This is a genomic window from Chryseobacterium turcicum (assembly GCF_021010565.1).
In the GTDB taxonomy this organism is placed as follows: Bacteria; Bacteroidota; Bacteroidia; order Flavobacteriales; family Weeksellaceae; genus Chryseobacterium; species Chryseobacterium turcicum.
Genome location: NZ_JAJNAY010000001.1, coordinates 2,221,445 through 2,245,805, shown reverse-complemented (window position 1 = coordinate 2,245,805; position 24,361 = coordinate 2,221,445). Strand labels below are relative to the sequence as shown.

The 24,361-nt window shown below is 33.6% G+C and carries 23 protein-coding genes; 9 read left to right on the top strand and 14 right to left on the bottom strand.

Translation table 11 applies throughout. From position 1 onward, the window contains the following. The first annotated feature begins 1 nt into the window (after position 1). The 6 genes from hisC (at position 2) to hisIE (ending at position 5,117) form a co-directional block, all read left to right on the top strand. Positions 2-1,027 (top strand): histidinol-phosphate transaminase, encoded by a 1,026-nt coding sequence (hisC, locus tag LO744_RS10215; protein ID WP_230669139.1) that lies wholly within the window; start codon positions 2-4, stop codon positions 1,025-1,027. Positions 1,028-1,029: 2 nt separating this feature from the next. Beyond that, positions 1,030-2,124, top strand: coding sequence for a bifunctional histidinol-phosphatase/imidazoleglycerol-phosphate dehydratase HisB (gene hisB / locus LO744_RS10210; protein ID WP_230669137.1), 1,095 nt, complete (start codon positions 1,030-1,032; stop codon positions 2,122-2,124). Position 2,125: 1 nt separating this feature from the next. After that, positions 2,126-2,704 carry an imidazole glycerol phosphate synthase subunit HisH gene (hisH, locus tag LO744_RS10205; RefSeq protein ID WP_230669135.1) on the top strand — a complete coding sequence of 193 codons (579 nt, stop codon included), beginning with the start codon at positions 2,126-2,128 and terminating at the stop codon, positions 2,702-2,704. 2 nt (positions 2,705-2,706) lie between these two features. Further along, the gene (gene hisA, locus LO744_RS10200) at positions 2,707-3,420 is read left to right on the top strand and encodes a 1-(5-phosphoribosyl)-5-[(5-phosphoribosylamino)methylideneamino]imidazole-4-carboxamide isomerase (protein ID WP_230669133.1); all 714 of its coding nucleotides are present in this window, start codon (positions 2,707-2,709) and stop codon (positions 3,418-3,420) included. A gap of 360 nt (positions 3,421-3,780) precedes the next feature. Next, complete coding sequence (hisF, locus tag LO744_RS10195; RefSeq protein WP_230669131.1) at positions 3,781-4,533, top strand: imidazole glycerol phosphate synthase subunit HisF; 753 nt, start codon at positions 3,781-3,783, stop codon at positions 4,531-4,533. Next, the gene (hisIE, locus tag LO744_RS10190) at positions 4,530-5,117 is read left to right on the top strand and encodes a bifunctional phosphoribosyl-AMP cyclohydrolase/phosphoribosyl-ATP diphosphatase HisIE (protein ID WP_230669129.1); all 588 of its coding nucleotides are present in this window, start codon (positions 4,530-4,532) and stop codon (positions 5,115-5,117) included. Before hisF ends, hisIE begins: the two co-directional genes overlap by 4 nt. Before the next feature lie 109 nt (positions 5,118-5,226). Here the strand turns inward: hisIE and LO744_RS10185 are convergent, their stop codons facing one another. The 11 genes from LO744_RS10185 to LO744_RS10135 form a co-directional block, all read right to left on the bottom strand. Beyond that, positions 5,227-6,405 carry a M28 family peptidase gene (locus LO744_RS10185; RefSeq protein WP_230669127.1) on the bottom strand — a complete coding sequence of 393 codons (1,179 nt, stop codon included), beginning with the start codon at positions 6,403-6,405 and terminating at the stop codon, positions 5,227-5,229. 97 nt (positions 6,406-6,502) lie between these two features. After that, entirely contained in the window at positions 6,503-6,847 is a 345-nt protein-coding gene (gene rplT / locus LO744_RS10180) for a 50S ribosomal protein L20 (protein WP_230669125.1), read from the bottom strand. 117 nt (positions 6,848-6,964) lie between these two features. Next, a complete protein-coding gene (gene rpmI, locus LO744_RS10175; protein WP_230669123.1) occupies positions 6,965-7,162 on the bottom strand; it encodes a 50S ribosomal protein L35 in 198 nt (65 codons plus the stop codon). 369 nt (positions 7,163-7,531) lie between these two features. Beyond that, positions 7,532-8,032, bottom strand: coding sequence for a translation initiation factor IF-3 (infC, locus tag LO744_RS10170; protein WP_066678569.1), 501 nt, complete (start codon positions 8,030-8,032; stop codon positions 7,532-7,534). A 139-nt stretch (positions 8,033-8,171) separates the two neighbouring features. Then, a complete protein-coding gene (thrS, locus tag LO744_RS10165) occupies positions 8,172-10,109 on the bottom strand; it encodes a threonine--tRNA ligase (RefSeq protein WP_230669121.1) in 1,938 nt (645 codons plus the stop codon). Positions 10,110-10,414: 305 nt separating this feature from the next. Then, on the bottom strand, positions 10,415-10,600 hold the full coding sequence (locus tag LO744_RS10160) for a hypothetical protein (protein ID WP_230669119.1): 186 nt from the start codon (positions 10,598-10,600) through the stop codon (positions 10,415-10,417). 12 nt (positions 10,601-10,612) lie between these two features. Continuing rightward, entirely contained in the window at positions 10,613-11,218 is a 606-nt protein-coding gene (locus LO744_RS10155; protein WP_230669117.1) for a DUF4230 domain-containing protein, read from the bottom strand. Continuing rightward, on the bottom strand, positions 11,215-11,787 hold the full coding sequence (locus tag LO744_RS10150; RefSeq protein ID WP_230669115.1) for a TlpA family protein disulfide reductase: 573 nt from the start codon (positions 11,785-11,787) through the stop codon (positions 11,215-11,217). The genes LO744_RS10155 and LO744_RS10150 overlap by 4 nt, the downstream gene beginning before the upstream one ends. Position 11,788: 1 nt before the next feature. Beyond that, complete coding sequence (locus tag LO744_RS10145; RefSeq protein ID WP_230669113.1) at positions 11,789-12,256, bottom strand: nucleoside triphosphate pyrophosphohydrolase family protein; 468 nt, start codon at positions 12,254-12,256, stop codon at positions 11,789-11,791. Between the two features lie 389 nt (positions 12,257-12,645). Beyond that, positions 12,646-15,576: a reprolysin-like metallopeptidase gene (locus LO744_RS10140; RefSeq protein WP_230669111.1), complete on the bottom strand. Its 2,931-nt coding sequence runs from the start codon at positions 15,574-15,576 to the stop codon at positions 12,646-12,648. Between the two features lie 210 nt (positions 15,577-15,786). Next, complete coding sequence (locus LO744_RS10135) at positions 15,787-16,926, bottom strand: acyl-CoA dehydrogenase family protein (protein WP_230669109.1); 1,140 nt, start codon at positions 16,924-16,926, stop codon at positions 15,787-15,789. Positions 16,927-17,118: 192 nt separating this feature from the next. Between LO744_RS10135 and LO744_RS10130 the strand changes: the two genes are divergently transcribed. After that, positions 17,119-18,984 (top strand): endonuclease, encoded by a 1,866-nt coding sequence (locus tag LO744_RS10130; RefSeq protein ID WP_230669107.1) that lies wholly within the window; start codon positions 17,119-17,121, stop codon positions 18,982-18,984. 367 nt (positions 18,985-19,351) lie between these two features. On the opposite strand, the gene LO744_RS10125 is transcribed toward LO744_RS10130, so the two are convergent. The 3 genes from LO744_RS10125 to LO744_RS10115 form a co-directional block, all read right to left on the bottom strand. Then, positions 19,352-20,029, bottom strand: a complete 678-nt coding sequence (locus LO744_RS10125; RefSeq protein WP_230669105.1) for a DUF2490 domain-containing protein — start codon at positions 20,027-20,029, stop codon at positions 19,352-19,354. Positions 20,030-20,089: 60 nt separating this feature from the next. Next, positions 20,090-22,069, bottom strand: coding sequence for an alkyl/aryl-sulfatase (locus tag LO744_RS10120; RefSeq protein WP_230669103.1), 1,980 nt, complete (start codon positions 22,067-22,069; stop codon positions 20,090-20,092). Positions 22,070-22,142: 73 nt separating this feature from the next. Next, a complete protein-coding gene (locus LO744_RS10115) occupies positions 22,143-22,712 on the bottom strand; it encodes a Crp/Fnr family transcriptional regulator (protein ID WP_230669101.1) in 570 nt (189 codons plus the stop codon). A 320-nt stretch (positions 22,713-23,032) separates the two neighbouring features. Between LO744_RS10115 and LO744_RS10110 the strand changes: the two genes are divergently transcribed. Then, positions 23,033-23,638 (top strand): SatD family protein, encoded by a 606-nt coding sequence (locus tag LO744_RS10110; protein ID WP_230669099.1) that lies wholly within the window; start codon positions 23,033-23,035, stop codon positions 23,636-23,638. Between the two features lie 2 nt (positions 23,639-23,640). Further along, on the top strand, positions 23,641-24,336 hold the full coding sequence (locus tag LO744_RS10105) for a DUF3307 domain-containing protein (protein ID WP_230669097.1): 696 nt from the start codon (positions 23,641-23,643) through the stop codon (positions 24,334-24,336). The last annotated feature ends 25 nt before the right edge of the window (positions 24,337-24,361 follow it).

Genomic DNA, 24,361 nt, shown 5'->3' with positions numbered 1-24,361 from the left:
AATGAAAGAATTTAACATCAATAGTTTAGTAAGAAAAAATATCTTAGAATTACAGCCTTACGTAAGTTTTAGGGACAATAATGAATTTGAAAATCCAGTTTTGTTGGATGCTAATGAAAGTCCGTTTGGAGAACTGAGTCGTTACCCTGATTCTACTCAGAAAAAATTAAAGCAAAAAATATCAGAAGTAAAAAATATTTCGGCTAATGAAATCGCAGTCGGAAATGGAAGCGATGAGCTCATCGATTTGATTATAAAAGTATTTTGTGAACCTAAAAAAGATTCAGTTTTAATGATGAATCCATCGTTTGCAATGTATGGTTTTTATGCTTCTATCAATGAAAATAAAGTAATAAAACTCGATTTAAATGCAGATTTTGAGATTGTAAAAGATGATTTTTTGAAAATTGTAAAAGATTTTAAATCTAAAGTTTTTTTTCTGTGTTCACCCAATAATCCGACCGGAAATTCTGTAAAAGATATTGAGTTTTACATTAAAAACTTCAATGGAATTGTAGTTGTCGATGAAGCATATATTGAGTTTTCAGGTAAAAAATCTTGTATTGAGTTATTAGAAAAATACCCTAACCTTATTATCCTTCAGACTTTCTCAAAAGCTTGGGGAATGGCTGGAGCAAGAGTAGGAATAGCATATTCTTCTGAAGAAATTATTCGGCTAATTAATACGGTAAAAGCGCCTTACAATGTGAATTCTTTAAGCTCGAATAAAGTAATTGAACTCATTGATAAACAAGAAAATTTAAAGCAAAACATAGAAAGTATTTTAAATGAAATTTCATGGTTAGAAAATGAATTCCAATCAGTTAATTGTATTAAAAAAGTATATCCAACTGATGCTAATTTTTTTTTAATTGAGTTTGAAGATGTAGAAAAAGTGTACGATAAACTTTTGGAAAAAGAAATTTTGACCAGCAAAAGAAGTCCTCAGATTCCAAATTGTATCAGAATTAATGTAGGAACCAGAGAAGAAAATATTCAATTAATTCAGGTTTTAAAAAGTATTTAATCATGAAAAAAGTATTATTTATAGACCGTGACGGAACATTAATTTTAGAACCGCCAACAGATTTTCAGGTAGATTCTTTAGAAAAACTTGAATTCTATCCCGGAGTTTTTCAAAACCTTTCAAAAATTGCCAAAGAACTTGATTTTGAACTGGTAATAGTGACAAATCAGGATGGTTTGGGAACGGAGAGTTTTCCTTTTAAAGACTTCATAAAACCACATGAAAAGATGCTGAAAGCTTTTGAAAATGAAGGAATTATTTTCAGTGATATTTTAATAGATAAAAGTTTTGAGCATGAAAATTTGCCAACTAGAAAACCACAAACCGGAATGTTGGGAAAATATATTTATGGAGATTATGATTTGAAAAATTCTTTCGTGATTGGAGACAGAATTACGGATATCCAGTTGGCTCAAAACTTAGGCTCAAAAGCAATTTTCATTAATAAATCAATCAATAAAAATTCTCAGTTAACAACTGAGAATTGGAGCGAAATCTACCAATATTTAAAGCAAATTCCAAGAAAGGCTAAAGTTTTCAGAAAAACGAATGAAACCGAAATTGAAATTGAAGTCAATCTCGATGGAAGCGGAAAATCTGAAATCTCAACAGGTTTACACTTTTTCGATCATATGCTAGAACAAATTTCAAAACATGGAAATTTAGATTTAAAAATTAAAGTAAAAGGAGATTTGCAAGTGGATGAACATCATACGATTGAAGATACCGGAATTGTTTTGGGAGAAGCTATTTTAAAGGCTTTAGGCAAGAAAAAAGGAATTGAAAGATATGGTTTTCTTCTTCCGATGGATGATTGTTTGGCGCAAGTTACCATTGATTTTGGAGGGCGACCTTGGATGGTTTGGGAGGTTGATTTTAAAAGAGAGAAAATTGGTGATGTTCCAACGGAAATGTTTCAGCACTTCTTTAAATCTTTCGCCGATTCGGCCAAATGTAATGTAAATATTAAAGGTGAAGGTGAAAATGAGCATCATAAGATTGAATCTATTTTTAAAGCATTTGCAAAATCGATAAAAATGGCGGTTAATCAAACGGATAAGAATTTTAATTTACCATCAACCAAAGGAAGTTTATAAAATGATTGCGATTATAAAATATAACGGCGGAAATGTGAATTCTGTACAAAATGCTTTGAATAGATTAAATGTGAAATCTATTGTTACGGATGATTTTGAGTTGATAAAAAAAGCAGATAAAGTGATTTTTCCTGGTGTTGGTGAGGCTTCTTCCACGATGAAAATTTTAAAGGAAAAAGGTTTGGATCAGTTAATTCCAACTTTAAAACAACCTGTTTTGGGAATTTGTTTAGGAATGCAGCTGATGTGTAAAAACAATGAAGAAGGAAATACTGTCGGAATGGGAATTTTTGATATTAATGTAAAGAAATTTCCTGCAAAAAATATTGTTCCACATATGGGTTGGAATACAATTTCAAATTTTAAATCTTCTATTTTTTCAGAGATTATAGAAGATAATGATGTTTATTTTGTGCATAGTTTTTATTGCGAATTATCTGAAAATACCACTTCAGTTTGTGATTATATTTTGCCATTCAGTGCTTCTTTGCTAAAAGATAATTTCTACGCGATGCAGTTTCATCCTGAAAAATCTGGGGCAATAGGAAGCTTATTATTAAACAATTTTTTAAAACTTTAAAAATGAAAATTATTCCTGCCATTGATATTATTGATGGAAAATGTGTACGTCTTTCAAAAGGTGATTATAACACACAAAAAATTTACAATGAAAATCCTGTAGAAGTTGCCAAAGAATTTGAAAATTTTGGGATTAAATATTTGCATTTGGTGGATTTGGATGGCGCAAAATCAAAACATATTGTCAACCAAAAAGTACTGGAAAATATTGCAAAAGAAACTTCATTACAAATTGATTTTGGAGGTGGTTTAAAAACTTTAGAAGATATAGAAATTGCCTTTAATTGTGGAGCAAAACAAATTACTATCGGAAGTATCGCGATTCAAAACCCTGAGTTTTGTTTGGAATTAATTAAAAAATACGGTTCAGAAAAAATTATTTTGGGAGCTGATTGTGAAAATAGAACAATAAAAACCTCAGGATGGCTTGAAGAAAGTAATGAAAATGTAATTGATTTTATTCTTGATTATCAGAAAAAAGGTATTAAAAATGTGATTTGTACCGATATTTCAAAAGACGGAATGTTGCAGGGAGCTTCCACAGAATTGTATCAGGAAATTTTAGATAAAGCTACAATTCAATTGATTGCAAGTGGCGGAATTTCATGTATTGAAGATGTCTACACAATGAAGGAAATTGGATGCAGCGGAACAATTATCGGAAAAGCGATTTACGAGGAAAAAATTAGACTGAAAGAATTACAGGATTTTGTTTAACCACAAAAGTTTTTTTAACACTTTAGAAATTGTAAGTGACTACTAACTGTTTTAGAAGAACACCTAAGTTTTTAAAAATCAAAGATTTTTTAGCGGGTGTTAAACATCAAACAACTTAAGTCCCAACGGGACGGTTTAATAAAGAATAGGATGAAAATCCTATCAATATTCGCGGTAGTAAAAACACATTTTTTTTAACACATTAGAAATTGTAAGTGACTACTAACTGCTTTAGAAGAACACGTAAGTTTTTAAAAATCAAAGATTTTTTAGCGGATGAAATTAGTTTTCTAATTGAAGTCCTAAAAGGGACGATTTAATAAAGAATAGGGTGAAAACCCTATTAAAAAACGTAATAAAATGTTAAAAAAAAGAATTATCCCATGTTTGGATATAAAAGACGGAACAACCGTAAAGGGTATCAATTTTAAAGGTTTAAGAAACGCCGGAAACCCTATCGAATTAGCCAAAAAATATGAAAATGAAGGAGCTGATGAATTGGTTTTCTTGGATATTACTGCAACTATTGAAGAACGAAAAACTTTCGTTGAATTAGTTAAGAATATATCAAAAGAACTCAGTATTCCATTTACCGTCGGAGGCGGAATTTCTTCTGTTGAAGATGTAAGAAAACTCTTGGAAGCCGGAGCAGATAAAATAAGCATTAATTCTTCAGCGGTAAAAAATCCAAAACTTATTTCTAATTTGGCTAAAGAATTTGGAAGCCAATGTATTGTTGTCGCTATTGATACAAAATTGATTAATGAAACCGATTGGGTTTTTGTGAAAGGCGGAAGAGAATTGACTCATTTAAAAACTTTAGATTGGTCTAAAAAAGTAGAAGAATTGGGTGCAGGCGAAATTCTTCTCACATCAATGGATGGTGACGGAACCAAAAATGGTTTTGATGTAAGATTAACGCAACTGATTGCTGATGCTGTAAATATTCCGGCAATTGCTTCGGGCGGCGCCGGTAAAACTCAAGATTTTGAAAATGTTTTTACTCAAACCAAAGCAACAGGAGCCTTGGCGGCGAGTATTTTTCACTTTGATGAAATTAAAATTAATGATTTAAAAAATGAATTGAAAAATAAAAATATTGAAGTAAGATGAAAGTAGATTTTAACAAAACAAATGGGCTCGTTCCCGTCATTATTCAGGACGAAAGAACTTTGCAGGTTTTGATGTTGGGCTATATGAACGAAGAAGCTTTTAACAAGACAAAAAAAGAAAGAGTCGTTACTTTTTTTAGCCGTTCAAAAAACAGATTATGGACTAAAGGCGAAGAATCTGGAAATTTTTTAGCCGTAAAAAGTATGGATATAGATTGTGATCAAGATACCATCTTAATTAAAGCAGTTCCAACAAATACAGTTTGCCATACCGGAAGCTTCAGCTGCTTTGGAGAAAAAAATGTTAAAGGATTTTTGTATGAATTAGAAGAAAAAATCGGCCAGCGAATTGATGATAAAATTCAAGATTCCTATACCTATTCTCTCTACGAAAAAGGAATCAATAAAGTAGCTCAAAAAGTAGGAGAGGAGGCGGTAGAATTAGTGATAGAAGCCAAAGATGATAATGATAATCTGTTCAAAAATGAGGCAGCAGATTTACTGTATCACTTTTTAATTTTACTGAAAGCTAAAAATGTAACGTTAACAGATATTGAAGAAATACTTTTAGCGAGAAATAAGTAGCTTATAATATATTTTGCCACTAATGCATGAATATTATTTAGAAAAATATTCGTGCATTAGTGGCAAAGAACTTTTACAAATTGAAAAGCAAAATATATTTTATACTTCCTTATTTTTCAATAATCACTTTTTTCGTAATCGTTTCTCCATCAGATTTTACCGTACACAGATAAACGCCGTTTGATAATTTTGAAACATTAATTGTTGTTTCATTTTCATAGGTTGAAATGAGCCTTCCATTCATATCTTTTATCTCAAAACTGAAGTTTTTAATCTCTTTCGGAGTTTCAATATTCAAAATATCTTTTGCCGGATTTGGATAAATTTTAATAGATTCCAGTTTATTTTGACTGCTCTCATGAGTTCCTAAAACCGAAGTTGCGACTGCAAAATGTTGCAAAGCGCCAACCGCTGCTTTTCCTACATTAAATACATACACAGGATCAATATTTGCATAAGTATCATTTACACTATGTTCATTATTACTTCTTTCTGTTTCATAAAACCCAGTAATAATATCGCCTCTATTTTCAAATGGCATATAATCAGATGCGTAAGCATTCGACATATTTACCTGAAGAGGAGAGTATAATGTTGTGCAATTTGCTAATTCTTGAGTCTTTAAAAGTGACGCAGCATTATTTCCTGTTGTTCCTGTGGTAGATGTTTGATCGCTTTCGCAGGTAATTGTATCGTTGATATTTCCAATCTGTCCGCCAACCTGATCAATATTAAAGACAACTTTAATAGTCATTTGACGAGCGTTATTTTGAAAAACAACATTATTTACATAATGATTACTTCCTACCAATCCTTGCTCTTCACCAGAAAAATGAATAAATTTAACCGAATATTCCGTAGGAACATCTTTTAAAATTCTTGCAGCTTCCAATAGAATTGAAGTTCCGCTTCCATTATCACTTACCCCGGGTCCGTTTACAGTGTCATAATGCCCGCAAATAATGACATAGGTATTAGGATACAAAGTCCCAGTTTTAGTAATAATTAAGTTCTTAGAAGTTGAGCTACCATAAGTAAAAGAATCTTCTGTAATCTGACTTGTAGTATAACCAAAAGATTGATACTTAGCCTTAAGCCAATTCAATGCATTTGTATTTGCCGCAGAACCTGTGGTTTTTACGCCATAGCTTGCAAATTCCTGAAGCAGCGTATTAATATTGGTTTGAGTAATCTGATTCGCTCTTGTTTGATAAGCCTGAATAAAATTTTGTGCATTCAAATTATATGATGCCAAAGAAAGAAGTAGAAGACCTGTTAATTTTTTCACTTTAAATGATGGTACTTTAATAATACGCAAATGTAGATAATAAAAAAATCCCGAGCAAAAAACTCGGGATCTTATATTGATAACAAAAAATTTTACATTATTTTACTTGATCTACAACTGCTTTGAAAGCTTCAGGGTGATTCATTGCTAAATCAGCAAGAACTTTTCTGTTTAATTCAATGTTGTTCTTTTTAAGAGCTCCCATAAACTGAGAGTAAGACATTCCATGCTCTCTAGCTCCTGCGTTAATACGCATGATCCAAAGTGATCTGAAATTTCTCTTTTTCTCTTTTCTTCCACGGTAAGCATATTGCATTGCTTTTTGTACCGCGTTTTTAGCAACAGTCCAAACGTTCTTTCTTCTACCGAAAAAACCTTTAGCTTGTTTGATTATTTTCTTTCTGCGCGCTCTAGAAGCTACGGCATTTACTGATCTTGGCATAATTTAAATTGTTTTTTTGAAAAGGGCGACAACAATTGTTGTTCTTGGGTGCACCGTTTCAGGGTTAAAATGTTGAATTTGTTTGAATTCTTATAAACCGAATAAGATTTATAAAAACTACTTAATTGCTAATTGACGCTTAACGCCTTTCTCATCCACTTTAGCTACGTAAGAAGTAGTAGTAAGATTTCTCTTCTGCTTAGTTTCTTTCTTAGTTAAGATGTGACTTTTGTAAGCGTTTTTTCTTTTGATCTTTCCAGAACCGGTAAGAGCAAAACGTTTCTTAGCACCTGATTTCGTTTTTAATTTTGGCATTGTTTGCTTTTTTATGTTTTTGTTATCAATACTGTTTTCAAGTGTAGCAATTTGTCAGTGTATCAATGATTGTTACATTGTTAGACTTTTATATTGTTACATTACTTTGGGCGTATCCCTCACTCCTTCATTCCGCTTCGCTCCATTCACTCATTTGGGTCGGGCTATTCATTACAAGTCCTCGCACCGCCGCATATTCCGGCTTTTGCTGTGGGCTTTTCATTCCTATCCCTTACGCAGATAATTGCGTGTGCAAAATTACGAAAAATAATAATACGAAAAGAGACTTTCAAAGAAAATCTCTTCTGTATATCGTAAATCATTAAGTTAGAAGCATTAAGCCTCCAACTTTCCGACATTTTTGATGTATTATTTAGCTGGTTTCTTAGGACTCATCATCATAATCATTCTCTTACCCTCAAGTTTAGGCAACTGATCTACTTTACCCACGTGCTCTAATTCCTGAGCCAGTTTTAAAAGTAAAATTTCACCTTGGTCTTTAAAGATAATAGAACGTCCTTTGAAAAACACGTATGTTTTCAGTTTAGAACCTTCCTCTAAGAACTTTTCAGCATGTTTTTTCTTAAACTCATAATCGTGCTCGTCAGTCTGAGGTCCGAAACGAATCTCTTTTACGACAACCTTGATTTGTTTTGCTTTAAGCTCTTTCTGCTTTTTTTTCTGCTCGTATAAAAACTTTTTATAGTCTAATATTCTCGCAATAAAAGGCTCAGCTTTATCTGAAATTACGACCAAGTCTAGTTCCTGTTCTTTGGCAATCTGTCTTGCCTTGTCGATAGGGAAAATTCCTGGCTCTACGTTATCGCCCACTAAACGAAGTTCTCTTACGCGAATCTTATCGTTTATCATGTGTAAGTCCTCTTGTACAGGACGTCTTTGTGGGCCTCTGTTGTTAAATCGCTGTGCTATTGTATTAAATTTTATTGGTTAATTTCTATTTATAATCATCTAAACAAAATTTTGCTTCGTTCAGAATAACTCTTTGGATTTAAGCTTGATACTCAACTCCAGTTTTTGATTCTTCTTTAAAATAAGAGACAAAATCTTCAAGACTCATTGCTCCAAGATCTCCTTCTCCACGTCTTCTTACAGAAATTGTGCCATCCTTTTCTTCATTTTCTCCCACTACAAGCATGAATGGGATCTTTTTTAATTCAGCATCACGGATTTTTTTACCCGTTTTTTCATTTCTGTCGTCAATCAATCCGCTAATATCGTTATTTTCTAAAAGTTGTGAAACTTTTTTAGCATAATCTACATATTTTTCACTGATTGGTAATATGGTAAACTGATCCGGAGCCAACCATAATGGGAAATCTCCAGCCGTATTTTCTAATAAGATAGCGATGAAACGCTCCATAGAACCAAATGGTGCTCTGTGAATCATCACCGGTCTGTGCTTTTCGTTATCACTTCCGATATAAGTTAGGTCAAATCTTTCAGGTAAGTTATAGTCAACCTGGATTGTTCCTAATTGCCATTTTCTACCTAAAGCATCTTTCACCATGAAGTCTAATTTAGGACCATAGAATGCAGCTTCGCCATATTCTGTAATGGTATTCAATCCTTTTTCTTTGGCAGCAGTTACAATTGCATTTTCTGCTTTCTCCCAGTTTTCATCAGTTCCGATATATTTTTCTTTATTCTCAGGATCTCTCAATGAAATCTGAGCCGTAAAGTCAGCAAAACCTAAAGAACCGAAAACATAAAGAACCAAATCAATTGTTTTCTTAAACTCATCCATCAACTGATCTGGAGTACAAAAAAGGTGCGCATCATCCTGAGTAAACCCACGAACTCTCGTTAAACCGTGAAGCTCACCACTTTGCTCGTATCTGTAAACGGTACCGAATTCTGCATATCTTTTTGGCAAATCTCTGTAGCTCCATTGTGAAGTTTTGTAAATCTCACAGTGATGCGGACAGTTCATTGGCTTCAGCATAAATTCTTCTCCTTCATTCGGAGTTTTAATTGGCTGGAAGCTGTCTGCTCCATATTTATCCCAGTGCCCTGAAGTTACATATAATTCTTTAGAACCAATGTGTGGAGACATTACAAATTCGTAACCTCCTTTTTTCTGAGCATCAGAAAGGAAATTTTCTAATTTTTTTCTCAAGGCAGTACCTTTTGGCAACCAAAGCGGTAAACCTGCACCTACTTTTTCTGAGAAAGCAAAAATTCCTAATTCTTTACCTAATTTTCTATGATCTCTTCTTTTAGCCTCTTCTAATAACTCAAGATATTCAGTCAGTTCTTTCTGTTTAGGGAAAGAAATTCCGTATACTCTTGTTAGTTGAGGGTTTTTCTCATTTCCTCTCCAGTACGCTCCTGCAGCATTTAAAATCTTCATTGCCTTCACAATTCCTGTATTTGGAATGTGACCACCACGACAAAGATCGGTGAAGTTATCGTGTGTTACAAAAGTAATTTCTCCATCATTAAGATTAGAGATTAATTCTACTTTGTAAGGATTGTCTGCATACGTTTTTAAAGCTTCTTCTTTAGAAACCGGATACAATGAGAATGTTGATCCTTTTTTAGCGTTTTCTAAAACTTTCTTCTCTATTTTTTCGAAATCTTTTTCTGATAATGTTTCGTCACCGAAATCTACATCATAATAGAAACCGCTTTCAATAGCAGGACCAATCGTTAACTTAGCATTAGGATAAAACTCAAGGATAGCTTGCGCCAAAAGGTGAGCTGAAGAATGCCAAAAAGCTTTCTTCCCAAGATCATCATTCCATGTCAAAAGCTGTACCGTAGAATCTGTGGTTATAGGCGTGGTGGTTTCGACTTGTGTGCCGTTTACAACTGCGGAAATGGTATTTCTAGCCAATCCCTCGCTTATAGATTTTGCCACATCCAAAGGAGTCGTTGCTCCTTCAAATTCTCTGACGCTATTGTCTGGAAGTGTAATTTTTATCATTGTTTACTAAGAAATTTTAAGTTGCAAAAATACGTTTTTTTTACGTCTTTAAGAAATTGTAGCGCGATAATTCACAAAAAAATACAATTTATTTTAACTTTTTACGTTGCCGATTCTTTTTGATAGTTGAACATTGGTACTACATTGAAGTAATGACAAATCTTGAGAAAGTGTTGAAATTTGCAGCCCGACCTGAATGGAGCTCATTTTTTGCTTGGTAATAAAATTCTATCGGTGTCTACAATTTGTGCAAAAAATAGCGGGAGTGGAGGGCGGAAATAGCTGCCATAAAAAATACCAAGCTCTCACTTGGTATTATCTGTTTTTCCGGATTTGTTGTTTTTAGAAGATTCTTGTACATCTTCTTTATCAATAGCAGGCGGATTTTGTTTCTGTGAAGACGCCGGAATATCTCGGAAGTCTTCATTTTGTTTTTTGGTTTCTGCAGAATTGGCAGATTCTTTCTTTTTATTATTGTCTTTTGAATCCATAATTTTGAATTTTTAGAGTCCAAGAACACCGATTTTTCCGGTTTGATCTTCTATCTTATAATTCAAAGCCTTTGCCAAAACGAAAATATTGTTAAGATTTTCCATTAATTGTTGATGACCTTCGCTTCTCAATTTATTCTGGTCTACAGATTTTATGGCGGCTTGTTTGGCTTTTTGCTGCACATTTTTGATATCCTGCTCAGAAATTCTATTGAGGAAAGAATCGTCTAATGACTGAATTTCTACACTCGGCGTAATTCTGATATCTGCATTGGGAAGCTCTTTAACAATAAGTCTTTTACCAATAGAATCAACTTCTATTTTCATCTTATTCAGATCGTAAGAAACCTGAGCATTGGTTTTAGTATAAGTAATTATGCTATTACTCGTCATTTCTTTCCCAAGGAATTCGTAACCAAATTTTGTTTTCTGCATCGCAGAAAAATCCTGTTCTAAAACAACCATTTTGTTCATCTTAGAAATCTGATTGGTCAGAATATAATAATCCGATTTTTCAGTTTTCTCGCTCATTTTAAAGCAAGATTTAAAACTAAAAAACAGAATCAGCATCAAAAGAATGCCCGCAACAAATGGAATAATTAACTTTAAATTTCTCAATTTTCTTTTTTAAATATTTCTTTGATTACCGACTGGTCATCTTTTTTTAAGATTTCTACAAGGTCTCTTTCTACATACCCGGTAGTCGGCATCTCTATCATTCTTCCAATTTCCTTGCCATATTTTTCAACAATAATTGTAGGAACCTTTGAAACATTATATTTTGCTTCATCCCCAGTAGGAGATTCTTTCTTACGGTTAACCGCAATAATTGTCAATCTACTGTCCGGATATTTTACTTCCGCCAAAATCTTCATCAACCTAGGAAAGTCTCTATGGCTATCTTCGCACCAAGTTCCCACAAAAACAATCAGATTGTAAGAATTAATATTATTTTTTCTTAGTTCCGTAACCGCTTTTTGGTCTAAAGCATATTCGTTAAATTCTTTTGTATACCATTCTGAATAAGGCTCTTTAGAAAACTGCTCTTTAAGCTGATGCCCCAAAAGCATTTTGCCGTCATTAGTCGTTTCAACCTCTCTGTTTACCACAACTTTCTGAGCACTAAACTGCTGCATAGCCAAGGTTAAAACGGTGAGGGTGCAAATTTTGGTAATCAATTTTTTCATCTTATTTTTCAATTATTGTTTTTAAATCCGCAGGAGAGTAGTATTTATTTTTTAATACTTTATGATCTGCTTTTCTGTAGACGTTAAATTTTTCGCCTGATTTCTCGTAGAAAGATTCAACTTCTTTTTCTTTATAAAATTCTACAGTTTCATTTGCCTGCTCTTCGTTATCGCAAGCTTTAGACATATTAGAACGCTGAACTTCATTGAATAATTCTACAAATTTATCACCCAATCCGAATTCTAAAACTGCACCGCTCAAAACATACTGCAAATCGCACAATGCATCAGCAATTTCTACAATATTATTATCAGCAATCGCCTGCTTCAATTCATTTAATTCTTCCTGTAAAAGCTCAACTCTCAAGTCGCATCTTTCCTGAGAAGGAATTTGTGGAGTTTCTAAAATAGGTGCTTTAAAAGTGGTGTGGAATTCTGCTACTTGGTTCAGGCTGTCAATTTTATCCATGAAATTTTTTATTTAAGGCAAATATAAAAATTAGATATTAGATTTTAGGTTTTAGGTTGCAGAAATTAGATTTTAGTGATTTAGTTTTAGTACATAATTTTTTTTAACCACAAAAGCGGCAAAAGATTTCATAATGGATAAGTTACTCAAAAGCCAACAAAACAACTGATAAAATAAAAAAAAACATTTTGTAAGCTTTTGAGTTTCTCATTTTTCAATTATTTCTTTTGATACTTTTGCGGTTAAAAAGACGTTTTTAGTTTTTGTTATGTACCAAAAAAAACAACACAAAAAGCTAATCGTAATTTGATCTGTAGATATTTTATTCATAAAAAAAGACTGCTCGTTTCCGAACAGCCTTCCTATCTCAAGGTTAATTAAGATGATAATTAGTTTTTAATAAATCTCTTAGACATTTCGCCCACCTGAATCACATAAGCGCCTTTTACAAGACCACTTATATTCACTGAGCCACTTTTAAGTTTTCCGGAATTGATTAGTTTTCCACCCATATCGAAGATTTTATAATCTTCATTTGTTGTATTTGAGACATTCAAAATATCTCTTGCTGGGTTTGGATACACTTTAATATCTGTCATTAAATCTTTTGTATCAAAATCGTCACCTCTTCCTGATGACACAATATTTAAAGTATAATCTTCAACCTGTCCGTAAGTATAAGAACCGCATGAAGACGACGGAACAGAATTATACTGCATCATTACTCTCATTCTTGTAGTGCCAAGTGTTGCAGTTGACGGAATTGTAATAGATCCAGTCACCGGACTTGTCTGTGAACCTATTTTTGTCCAAGCCAATTCTCCGCTGTCTGTAAAATCTCCATCTTTATTGTAGTCAATATATACCGCGTACGCTTCATTATATTTAGTTGAAGTCCAAACCGGAGTTACAGAAACTGTATACGCTGTACCTCTTGTTATGTTTGTAGAAACTGCCGTAAAGTTTTCATAACCCGCAGTTCCCGTTGATGTATTATTAATCGTTCCGAAGCTTACATTTCCAATTCTTTCATCTGCCGTATTCGTTGCAGTTGCAGAACAATAAGTAACTACACTTCCCGCAAGTGTCGTTACAGAAACCGTATTGCTTGAAGCCGAATTATTTCCTGCAGCATCTTTAGCTTTAACAGTAAAACTATACGTTGTAGAAGGCGTTAAACTTGTTACCGTATAAGAAGTTGAAGTTGTAGAGCCCACCAATGAAGTCCCTTGATAAACATCGTAACCTGTCACCGCAACATTATCTGTAGCACCCGACCAAGAAAGATTGGTGCTTGTAGAAGTTGTTCCTGAAGCCGCTAAAGTTGGAGCTGTCGGTGGAGTAGTATCTGAAGTTCCTGAGCCTGCATTTACTGTAATATTCGCATTATTTACATCAAAGAAAATATGATTCGAACCTTTTACCATAATTCTTCCTGTCGTAGTAGAAGTATTTGGAATTGTTACCGCTTGAGAGCCATCATTTGGAGTTCCTGAAAGTAGAGTAGTCCACGTATTTCCACTATCTGTAGACCAAAGAATATCTACATTAGCTGCATTCACACCATTAGCCGTTGTTCCAGCAACATTCCAGGTAATCGTTTGAGAAGTTCCTCCAGAATAAGTTGTCGATGTGTTTTGAGAGCTCACACTGAATGGACCTGCAGTTCCGTTTACTGTAATTACTGCATCGTCAGAATTATTCCCTGAACCTCCAGATCTATTATCACGAACTGTAAATCTAAAATTATAAGATCTTGCAACATTTGACAATGCTTCAACAGTAATTTCCGAACCAGCCGTTGTGGTAGCTCCAGTTAAAACAGAAGCCATTCTTGGAAAATATCTTGTAGGCGTTGTTTGTGGAGTCCATGACCTAAAAGTAGGACCAGTTGCCTTTGTAGCACTTGCTGCTGAGCTCGCTCCTGTTTGAGAAGAAGATGCATTATTCATTTGTTCCCAAATATAAGTAAGAGCATCACCGTTTGCATCAGTTCCCGCACCAGTTAACATAAATGGCGTCCCTTTTGGAATGGTATAATCTGCACCTGCGTTTGCTGTTGGTATTGAGTTTCCTGTACTCGTACTTGTAGGACAGGTTTTAGCTTTAATATTATCGGTAATCTGCTGGATGCTCACCGCATGAAAGAAAGAATCTGAATGCGCCTGAATATCCTGACTTGTAATTCCGGCATATCCCATAATAGTTGATCCCGAGCCTGGCTCCATATTTACACCCGTACCTTCATTAGAATGAGAGAAAGTATGATTTCCACCAAACTGGTGACCCAATTCGTGAGCTACATAATCGATATCAAAATTATCACCTGAAGGAATTGCATCTGCAGGCGAAGTATAACCACTTCCTTTAGATCCGTTTACACAAACACAACCAATACAGCCTGCGTTTCCGCCACCTCCGGAAGCACCGAATAAATGCCCTACATCATAATTAGCCTCACCAATTACTGAAGTTAAGGTCGATTGAAGCTGAGAATTCCAGCTGCTCATTCCTGAAGCTGCAGAATAAGGATCTGTAGAAGCATTGGTGTAGATTACCGCGTCATTATTGGCAATTAAAACCATTCTTGCTGAAAAATCTTTTTCAAAAACTCCATTTACACGGGTCATTGTATTATTCATTGCTGCTAAAGCAAGAGCTTTCGTCCCTCCAAAATACGTGGTGTATTCTCCTGTGGAAGACAAAGCTAATCTGAATGTTCTTAATTTGGCATCATCTGCATTAGGTCTCGCCTGAAGATTATCTAAACCTGAAACTCCTTTTTGAGCTACATCAATTACCGTACATTCAAATTTATTAAGGTCATCTTTTTTGTCTGATTTTCTGTAAACGACATACGTTGAAAGATTTTTAGTATAAGGTTCAATGAAAACCGCAGACTTGTCATTGTAAATCTCCATCGAGGATAATCCTAATGGAGAAATACTAAAATAAACTGTCGAATTTGAATCTCCCAATCCTTCACCAACATAAGATTTGATATCCGGATATTTCGCAGCCAATTGAGGATCAAAATTAGAATTTTCTCTCACTTTAAAATTCTCCATTTTGCCCTCAGAATTTGGGAAGGAAATGATAATTTGTGATTTTTCACCAACAGCCAATCTTTTTGGAGCTTTTGCCAAAGCATTTTTTAACCCCTCAATATCTAAACTATAGATTTTCGGATTGTTGATTGTTGATTTGTTTTCAAAAATTTCTGAATTTGTTTTTCTAGAACCTTCAGACCAAAGACGGTCTGTCTGTGCGAAAGAAATGCCCGAAGCCAGCATCCCAATCACCAATAGTTGTTTTTTCATATAATATCTATTTTGATTTTGGAATATCAAAGCTAATAAAAATATTATTATGAAAAACAAAATTATTTAAGAAATTTTTAGACAATTAATATAAAACAATATGCAATACATTAAATATAATTAAAAATAAATCTCTATAAAATGAAAATAGCATACGAATATCTCGTATGCTATTGCTTTATCTTGAATTAAGGTAATTTAAACCAAAAACTATTTAGTAATATCTCTTCCGATTACTAATCTTTGAATTTCTGAAGTACCCTCACCAATTGTACAAAGTTTAGAATCTCTGTAGTATTTTTCAGCTGGGAAATCTTTAGTATATCCGTAACCTCCAAAAATCTGAACCGCATTGTTTGATATTCTCACACAAGCTTCAGAAGCATATAATTTTGCCATTGCCCCTTCTCTGGTCATTTTTTGTTTTGCATTTTTCAAAGTAGAAGCTCTTTGAATCAACAATTCTGCCGCATCAATTTCTGTTGCCATATCTGCCAACATAAAGTTAATCGCCTGGAATTCTGAAATTGATTTTCCGAATTGTTTTCTTTCTTTAGCATATTTTAAAGCAGCTTTATAAGCTCCTTTTGCTGTTCCTAAACTTAAAGCAGCAATAGAAATTCTACCACCGTCAAGAATTTTCATCGCCTGCTTGAAACCTTCACCTACTTCACCTAAACGGTTTGCATCTGAAACACGAACGTTATCAAAAATAAGCTCTGCAGTTTCTGAAGCTCTCATTCCTAATTTGTTTTCTTTTTTACCAGAAGTAAAACCAGCCATTCCTTTTTCTAAAACAAATGCTGTAGAATTGTTTTTAGCTCCAATTTCACCTGTTCTTGTCATTACTACTGCAATATCACCAGAAATTGCGTGAGTAATAAAGTTTTTAGCTCCATTAATGATCCACTCATCACCATCTTTTACAGCTGTAGTAGACATCCCACCAGAATCTGACCCTGTGTTATGCTCTGTAAGCCCCCAAGCTCCTATTACTTTTCCGGTAGCCAATTGTGGTAACCATTTGTTCCTTTGCTCTTCGTTACCAAACTCATAAATGTGGTTGGTACAAAGTGAGTTGTGCGCTGCAACAGATAATCCGATTGAAGGATCAACCTGAGAAATCTCATCCAGAATAGCAACATACTCATGATAACCAAGACCAGAACCGCCATATTCTTCAGGAATTACAATTCCCATGAAACCCATATCACCTAACTGATGAAATAGCTCTTTAGGGAAAGTTTGACTTTCGTCCCACTCCATAATATTGGGTCTGATGTTCTTTTCAGCAAATTCCTTTGCTGTTTCCGCGATCATTTTGATGTTGTTAATCGTTTCTGTGTTCATATTACATGTATAGTTATGTCCCAAAGATACTTAAATTGCTGAAATACTAAAATAATTTGTTCTGAAGCTAAATTGAAGCAAATAAGTAATTAATATTCAGTAAATTAATTTCAAATTATTAACATTATATTAATCATCTTATTTGATTTTAATTATGTTTATTTCTTACTTTAGTTGTCCAATTTTTTAAACATGAAAAATTTTTTACTTCCTATACTTTTAATATCCGCTTCTATTTCAGCCCAGATTCCATCGGGATATTATAATGGAACGACAGGACTGACTGGGTACGCATTAAAGACTAAGCTGCATGAAATTACTGCAACCAAAAATGTAAATTGGGGCTATGGGGATTTGCCTAACTATTACAACCAAACCGATTTAGATCAATATTATGATCACGGATCTAACAATACCACAATTTTACTGGATATATATTCTGAAATCCCTGCCGGACCGGATGCTTACGAATATACTTCTGCAAACCTAATCAGTACTTCCGGAACTGAAGGATTAGGGTATAATAGGGAACATGCGATACCCCAAAGTACATTTAATAGCAATTATCCGATGTATTCAGACTTGCATTTTGTAATTCCTACCGATGCAAGAATCAATCAATTGCGAAACAATTATCCGTATGGAATTGGAAATTCTACCATCCACCATACCTTCAGCAACACATCTAAGATTGCCAATAGCGCTATTCCTAATTACTCATACACCAATAGAGTTTATGAACCCATCAATGAATTTAAGGGTGATATCGCAAGAATGCTGCTTTATTTTGCAGTAAGATATGAAGACAAACTGCCTGGATTTAATCATTCTACCAATATCAATCCTGCGATTGACCGCTCTCCATTTGATGGTACAGCAGAGCGAGCTTTTGATTCTGCTTATATTTCAATGCTTATTCAATGGCATACACAAGACCCTGTTTCTCAGCGAGAAATCAATAGAAACAATGCCGTATATACTATTCAGAATAACAGGAATCCTTTTATTGACAACCCTCAATGGGTTAACGAAATTTGGACACAAACTCCAGATGCTATTGCACCACAGGCTCCTACCAATTTAAACACCTCTCAATCCGGAGCTTATTTTACAAATCTGACTTGGTCACCGAGCACAAGTAACGACGTAATAGGGTATAATGTATATCAAAATGGAGTTTTTCTAACGACAACAAAATCAACTTCCCTTATTGTTGATCATTTAAATCCTGCAACATCTTATTCATTTACGGTGAGAGCTTACGATCAAGGCTATTTAGAATCTACAGACAGCAATACTGCGAATGTATCAACTCTTGCAACAGATTCAAATTTTAAAGATCTTTTAATTACAAAATACATTGAAGGAACAGACAATAATAAGGCTTTGGAAATTGTAAATAAAACCGGACATGAAGTCAATTTAAATAACTACAGTATAAAAGCCCAATACTACAATAACACAACTGATTCTTATTATTTTACCGGAACTTTTGAGCTCGAAGGTAAAATCCTCAACAACGAAAGCTTTGTAATCCTTAATCCAAAATCTACACTATCATGTTTCACAAACAATGATGCATTATTTCTTACAGCAGGAGAGGCTTTAGCTTTCACAGGAACTCAATATGTGGAATTAGCTTATCAATCAACAAAGGTTGATGCAATTGGAAATAAGTTTATAAGCAATAACAATGCAAATGTTTCGTTATACAGAAAAAATACTGTCACAGAACCTAATTCAACATTCACTGTAAGCGAATGGGACTCTTATGCAAGTAATTACTGCGAAAATACAGGCTCTTTATCAACTTCTGATGTAGAACTATTAGCTGGAAAAGAATTTAAAATCTATCCAAATCCGGCTCATGAAAACATTTTTGTGAGTGGAAAAATAGAAAACATTCAAGAAGCAAAAATATTCGATTACTCAGGAAAATTACTTTACACAGAGAAAAATCCATTCGAAAAAAAGAAAAATATCTCTGTACAGAACTTAAAAACAGGTTCCTATTTATTAAAACTGGATGATAAAACTTATCCGTTTATTAAGAAATAAGCTTCTGAAACGAAATATAAAAAAAACTTCGCTCAATATTGGGCGAAGTTTTTTTTTAGGAAAACTGTTTATCGCAAAAGAACTGATAAGAAAAGACACCTAATTAGCTAAAAAATCTTCAATTAAATTAGTTTAGAAGCAATAATATTTAAAAGCTGTTTAAACTAATTTTTGTTTAACCGCAAAAGAGAGACAAAAGATATTTGAAATGCACATGATTAGATATTCAAAGCTCTCAAAAGAATAAAAATCAAAGATTTTTGAAAGCTTCTGTGTTCTTTTTTCATTTTAAAAATAAGCTTTAATAGAAATATCTAAATCTTTTGTGCCTTTTGTGGTTTAATAAAAAGTTTAAATAAGTTTTTAATCAAAAACTATATTCTAATAAAACAAGGTGTCCAATTTTGTTTTGTTCTAATAATTTTATAAAATCTTCATATCTGTAGCCAATACTTAATTCATCTTTGTTTTTAAATTCACGTGACAGCATTAAAGTATATCTTCTAGATTCTGCAAAGCGTTCGCCATAAGCAACATTTTTAGTAAAATACCATTCTATACTTGGTTTTACTTTCCATGCCGTTTGCTTTTCTTTGTTTTCAGCAATTGTATAATTCAGCAATACTCGATAACGAGACCTTGTGTAACTTCTGTTTTTATTTTCCTTAGAATAGAAATGATTTCGCCATTCACCCAAAAGTCTTTGATTTAAAGTAAGTCTGTCTACAATAGGGGTAGTTAACCCCAAACCTATCCGTGGTCTTATTTCTAAATAATTAACGATATCTTTATTGAATGTGTAAAATGTAGACAAACCACCATAAAGTGACCAGTTATTTATTTTTTTAGTCGCCATACCCGCAACACCCAAACGCCTCCAGCCAACTTCATTATAAACATGCTTCCAGTTAGTATTAACTTCCAAATAAAAGCTTTCTTTTTCAACGAGGTTTGTAGAAACTTTCATTTCATAAAAAAAATCTTCTTGAGCTTGAGCAAAGAAATTTACAGAAATTAGCAATAGTAAAGCGATTGATTTTTTCATAGTTTCAATAAAAAAATTCGGTTGATATATACTTATTATACCAACCGAATTCATTCTTTTTTAAGGTTCTACAATATTAAACCAAAATTTAAAATTATCAATCTTAGATAAAAATTTTGCAAATGCTGCTTCATCTCCTTTTATTTTAATTTTCTTACTTTTCAATAAATCATTAAAACTTGTTTCACCAAGATTTATCCTGTCTAAATCTGACCTATTAAGTGTGATATCTGCGGTGATATCATTTTTAACATGCGAACCGATTCTAGGCGTTACCGTTCCGTTTCCAACAATTAATGCCAATTTCTCATTCACATCAGGCATTGTAATATTGAAATTGTATTTCATTTTTGAAGCTTCAGCATCAGTGCCAATAAACTTCATCGCTAAGAAATTAAAAAACAACTCTGTGGTCATTCCTTTTATCATATCTGGCCCAGCTGTATTAGGAGTTGGCAGTTCTCTCACACCATTTCTTAATTCTAAAGCACCAGAAATATAAAAATTTCTCCACGGACCAGATTCTGCAATGTAGCCTAGCTGCTCATAAGCATCTGCTAAAAGATATCTTGCATTCTTATTATTAGGCTCTGCAAAAACCAAATGACTCACGACTTCTGCTACCCAACGATATTCTCCTTTATCATAGGATTTTTGCGCCTGTGCAAGTAAATTGTTTGCACCACCCATAAATTCAACGTATTTTTTTCCGCCATCTGTTGGAGTAAGCTTGTTAAGATTAGAAGGATTGCCATCAAACCAACCAAAATACAACTGATACTGCGCCCTTACGTCATGACTCACAGAGCCATAATAACCCCTGTTGTAAAACTTTTTATCTAATGATTCGGGGAGTTTCAACATTTCAGCAATTTCTCTTGGTGTAAATCCATTATTTGCCAGCCTAAGTGTTTGATCGTGAATAAATCTATATAAATCCCTCTGACTTTCCCAATAAATTCTAATGTTTTTATTATCCCAAGTTGGCCAATGGTGTGAACCAAATGATGCTGTAACATTATCTCCCCATTTCGCAATGGCATGGTCAATATATTGACTCCATTTTTTACCATTCCTCACTTGAGCTCCTCTTAAAGTATATAAATTGTGCAGTGTATGGTTCAAATCTTCTGCCTGACAAAATGCTTTATATTTCGGAAAATAAAACATCATTTCTGCAGGTGCTTCAGATTCTGGCGCGTAAGTAAACTCTACTTCAATCCCATCAATCGTATGACTTTCTTCTTTTTTATTAATAATATGTGTACCATCCAAAATACCTGCCATTCCTGTAGAAGTTGTTTGCCCCAATCCGGTTCCTAAAGTTCCTTTAGCATCTTTTGCCAACAAGTTCCCGTACATATATGAAGCTCGCCTCCCCATGGTATTTCCTCCCATTACATTTTCTGCCACCGAGTGTTCAAAAAACCCTTCCGGAACATAAATGGGCACCTTACCACTTTTTACATCTGCTTCATCAACGATGCCTCTTACACCTCCAAAATGATCAATGTGGCTATGGGTAATAATGATAGCTGCGACAGGTCTTTTTCCTAAATGTTTATTGGCAAGATCAAGACCAGCTTTGGCTGTTGAAGGCGAAAGCAGAGGATCCACAATAATCCACCCTGTGTTTCCTTCGATTAAACTCATATTAGCTAAATCAAAACCTCTGATTTGATAAACACCGTCTGTAACCTTAAAAAGACCGTTGATGCTATTTAATTCACTTTGCCTCCAAAGACTAGGGTTTGTTGTAGCTGGCGCGTTTCCTTTAATGAAATCATACTGTTTCATACTATACACTACATTCCCATTTTCATCTTTTATTTCACCTTCATCCAAAGTTGCAATAAATCCTTTTCGGGCATTATCGAAATCAGTTTTATCACCAAAAGGCAAATAACTCAACAAGTCATTGTTTGTTTTTTTAGTGTGTACAGTGGCTTCTTTTTGCTTTGCGTCTAATTTTATCGTTTGACCTTGAATTGAAGCTGTAGAAACAACAACGATCAAACTATCTAAGATTAATTTTTTCATTATTTTAAATATTTAAGTTAATGGAAACAGTGACAAAATTATATAATGGCTTTGAGAAAAAAATATACAAAAGTTAGCGTTTCTTAAAAAGTCTTGCTTTAATTCTAGAAAGAGAATTTGGTGATAAACCAAGGAAATTTGCTAATAATTTTGTTTTAGCATTTTTTATTAAAAGAGGACGCGAGTCTTGTAGTTTTAGAAATCTTTCTTGCGGAGATGAGCAAGTGAAATCATTTAATCTAATAACAAAAAAACGGAGGATACTTTTTACGGCATCGGTGTAAAAACGGAAGATATTTTTGTTTTCACTGGCGAGCTGCTCGAGTTTTTTATATTCGAAAACTATAAGTGATGTATTTGTAACCGTTTCAAAAATATAATTAGAAGCTTTATCATCTAAAATACATTCCGGGCTTCCAAAAAACATATTATTATTGACTAGAAAAACATTTCTCTCTTCCCCTAAATCATCTATATAATATCCCCTTAAAATACCATTTATAGTATACATAAAATCGCCACTATACTTGCCGATGCTAATGATTTCTTCACGCCTACCATACGTTTGTACGTCTGATATTTGAGCAAGAGATTCCAAATCTTCATCAGATAAAAATGGAAATTTTTCTTTAAGCAAATCCATTACAATTAAAGTTTTATCTAATTTAAATTTTTTAATCAATCATATACACGATAACACCTTTTTCTTTTCAGACTGTAACTAATTACTTGTAAGTTGATTACAGGAAAAATAAAATTAATTAAAACCCAACAATAGAGTAGTTGATGTCAACATCAGCACTATTCAATCTTAGAATGATGCCAACTAAATATGCATAGCTTACAGCTTTTTTTATTTTTAATATCGATAAAGAATTATAAGCAAAAAAGCTAATATTTAAAAATTATAAGCAAATCTACTTATATATTTTATTTATAAGTAATAATGATTATATTTGCAAAATGATAGCGGTCATCACGGGTGATATTATTAATTCGCAACATGCAGACACTGAAGTTTGGATTACCAAGCTTAAAAATCTCCTAGAAAAATGGGGGAATGCTCCACAAGTATGGGAAATATACAGAGGAGACGAGTTTCAGTTTAAATGTAATATCGATGATGTCTTTTGGCATTTCTTAGCTATCAAATCTCTTATAAAAAGTCAGGAAAATTTAGACGTTAGAATCGCAATTGGAATTGGGCTGGAGAATTTTTCATCCGAAAAAATCACAGAATCCAATGGTACTGCGTATGTAAACTCCGGAAGATTATTAAATGACCTGAAGAGTGATGGCGACACCGTTTCCATCAAAACCTCCAACGATGCAATAGACCGAGATCTGAATATTTTATTAAAATGGGCATCTAAAGATTTCGATAACTGGACGATGGCTACTTCTGAAATCATTCACGAAATGATCATGAACCAAGATATCACCCAGGAAGATTTGGCAAAGAAATTTGCAATTTCTCAGTCATCAATCAGTCAGAGACTGAAACGGGCAAACTACGAACTTATCGTAGAAACCAATCAATATTTTAGAAAGAAAATTTCAGAACTATAAGCATGATTTTTATTCAACTCATATTGGCACATTTACTCGGAGATTTTATTCTTCAGCCAAATTCTTGGGTTGCAGATAAAGAGCGCAATAAACTGAAAAGTTCATACCTCTATTTTCACGTCCTAATTCATACTGTTTTAAGTCTTATTTTTCTTTGGGATCTTAAACTTTGGTGGGTAGCTGTTTTAGTGGGTATTTCTCATTTCATTATTGACGCGTGTAAACTAAGTTTCCAGAATAATCAAACTAAAAAAAGCTGGTTTTTCATCGATCAGGCACTTCATGTTGCTGTGATTGGTGGAGTTTCTCTTTATTTTGGTGAATTTAATTTTGATTTTCTTAAAAATCAGGACTTTTTGAAAATTACAATGGGCGCTTTATTTTTAACGACTCCCGCATCAATTTTCATTAAACTATTATTATCATCTTGGACTCCAGTAACGGAAGAAGAAGGAAATATACAAACAGAATCTTTATCGAGTGCCGGAAAATATATCGGAATTTTAGAACGTTTATTAGTCTTCACTTTTATTGTTGTCAATCATTGGGAAGGCGTAGGTTTTATGATTGCCGCAAAATCTGTTTTCAGATTTAGTGATTTGGCACAGGCAAAACAGAGAAAACTTACAGAGTACGTATTAATAGGTACCTTATTAAGTTTTGGAATCGCTGTTTTAGCAGGAATTTTAATTAAGTGAAAAGTAATATAAATCTAACTATAAC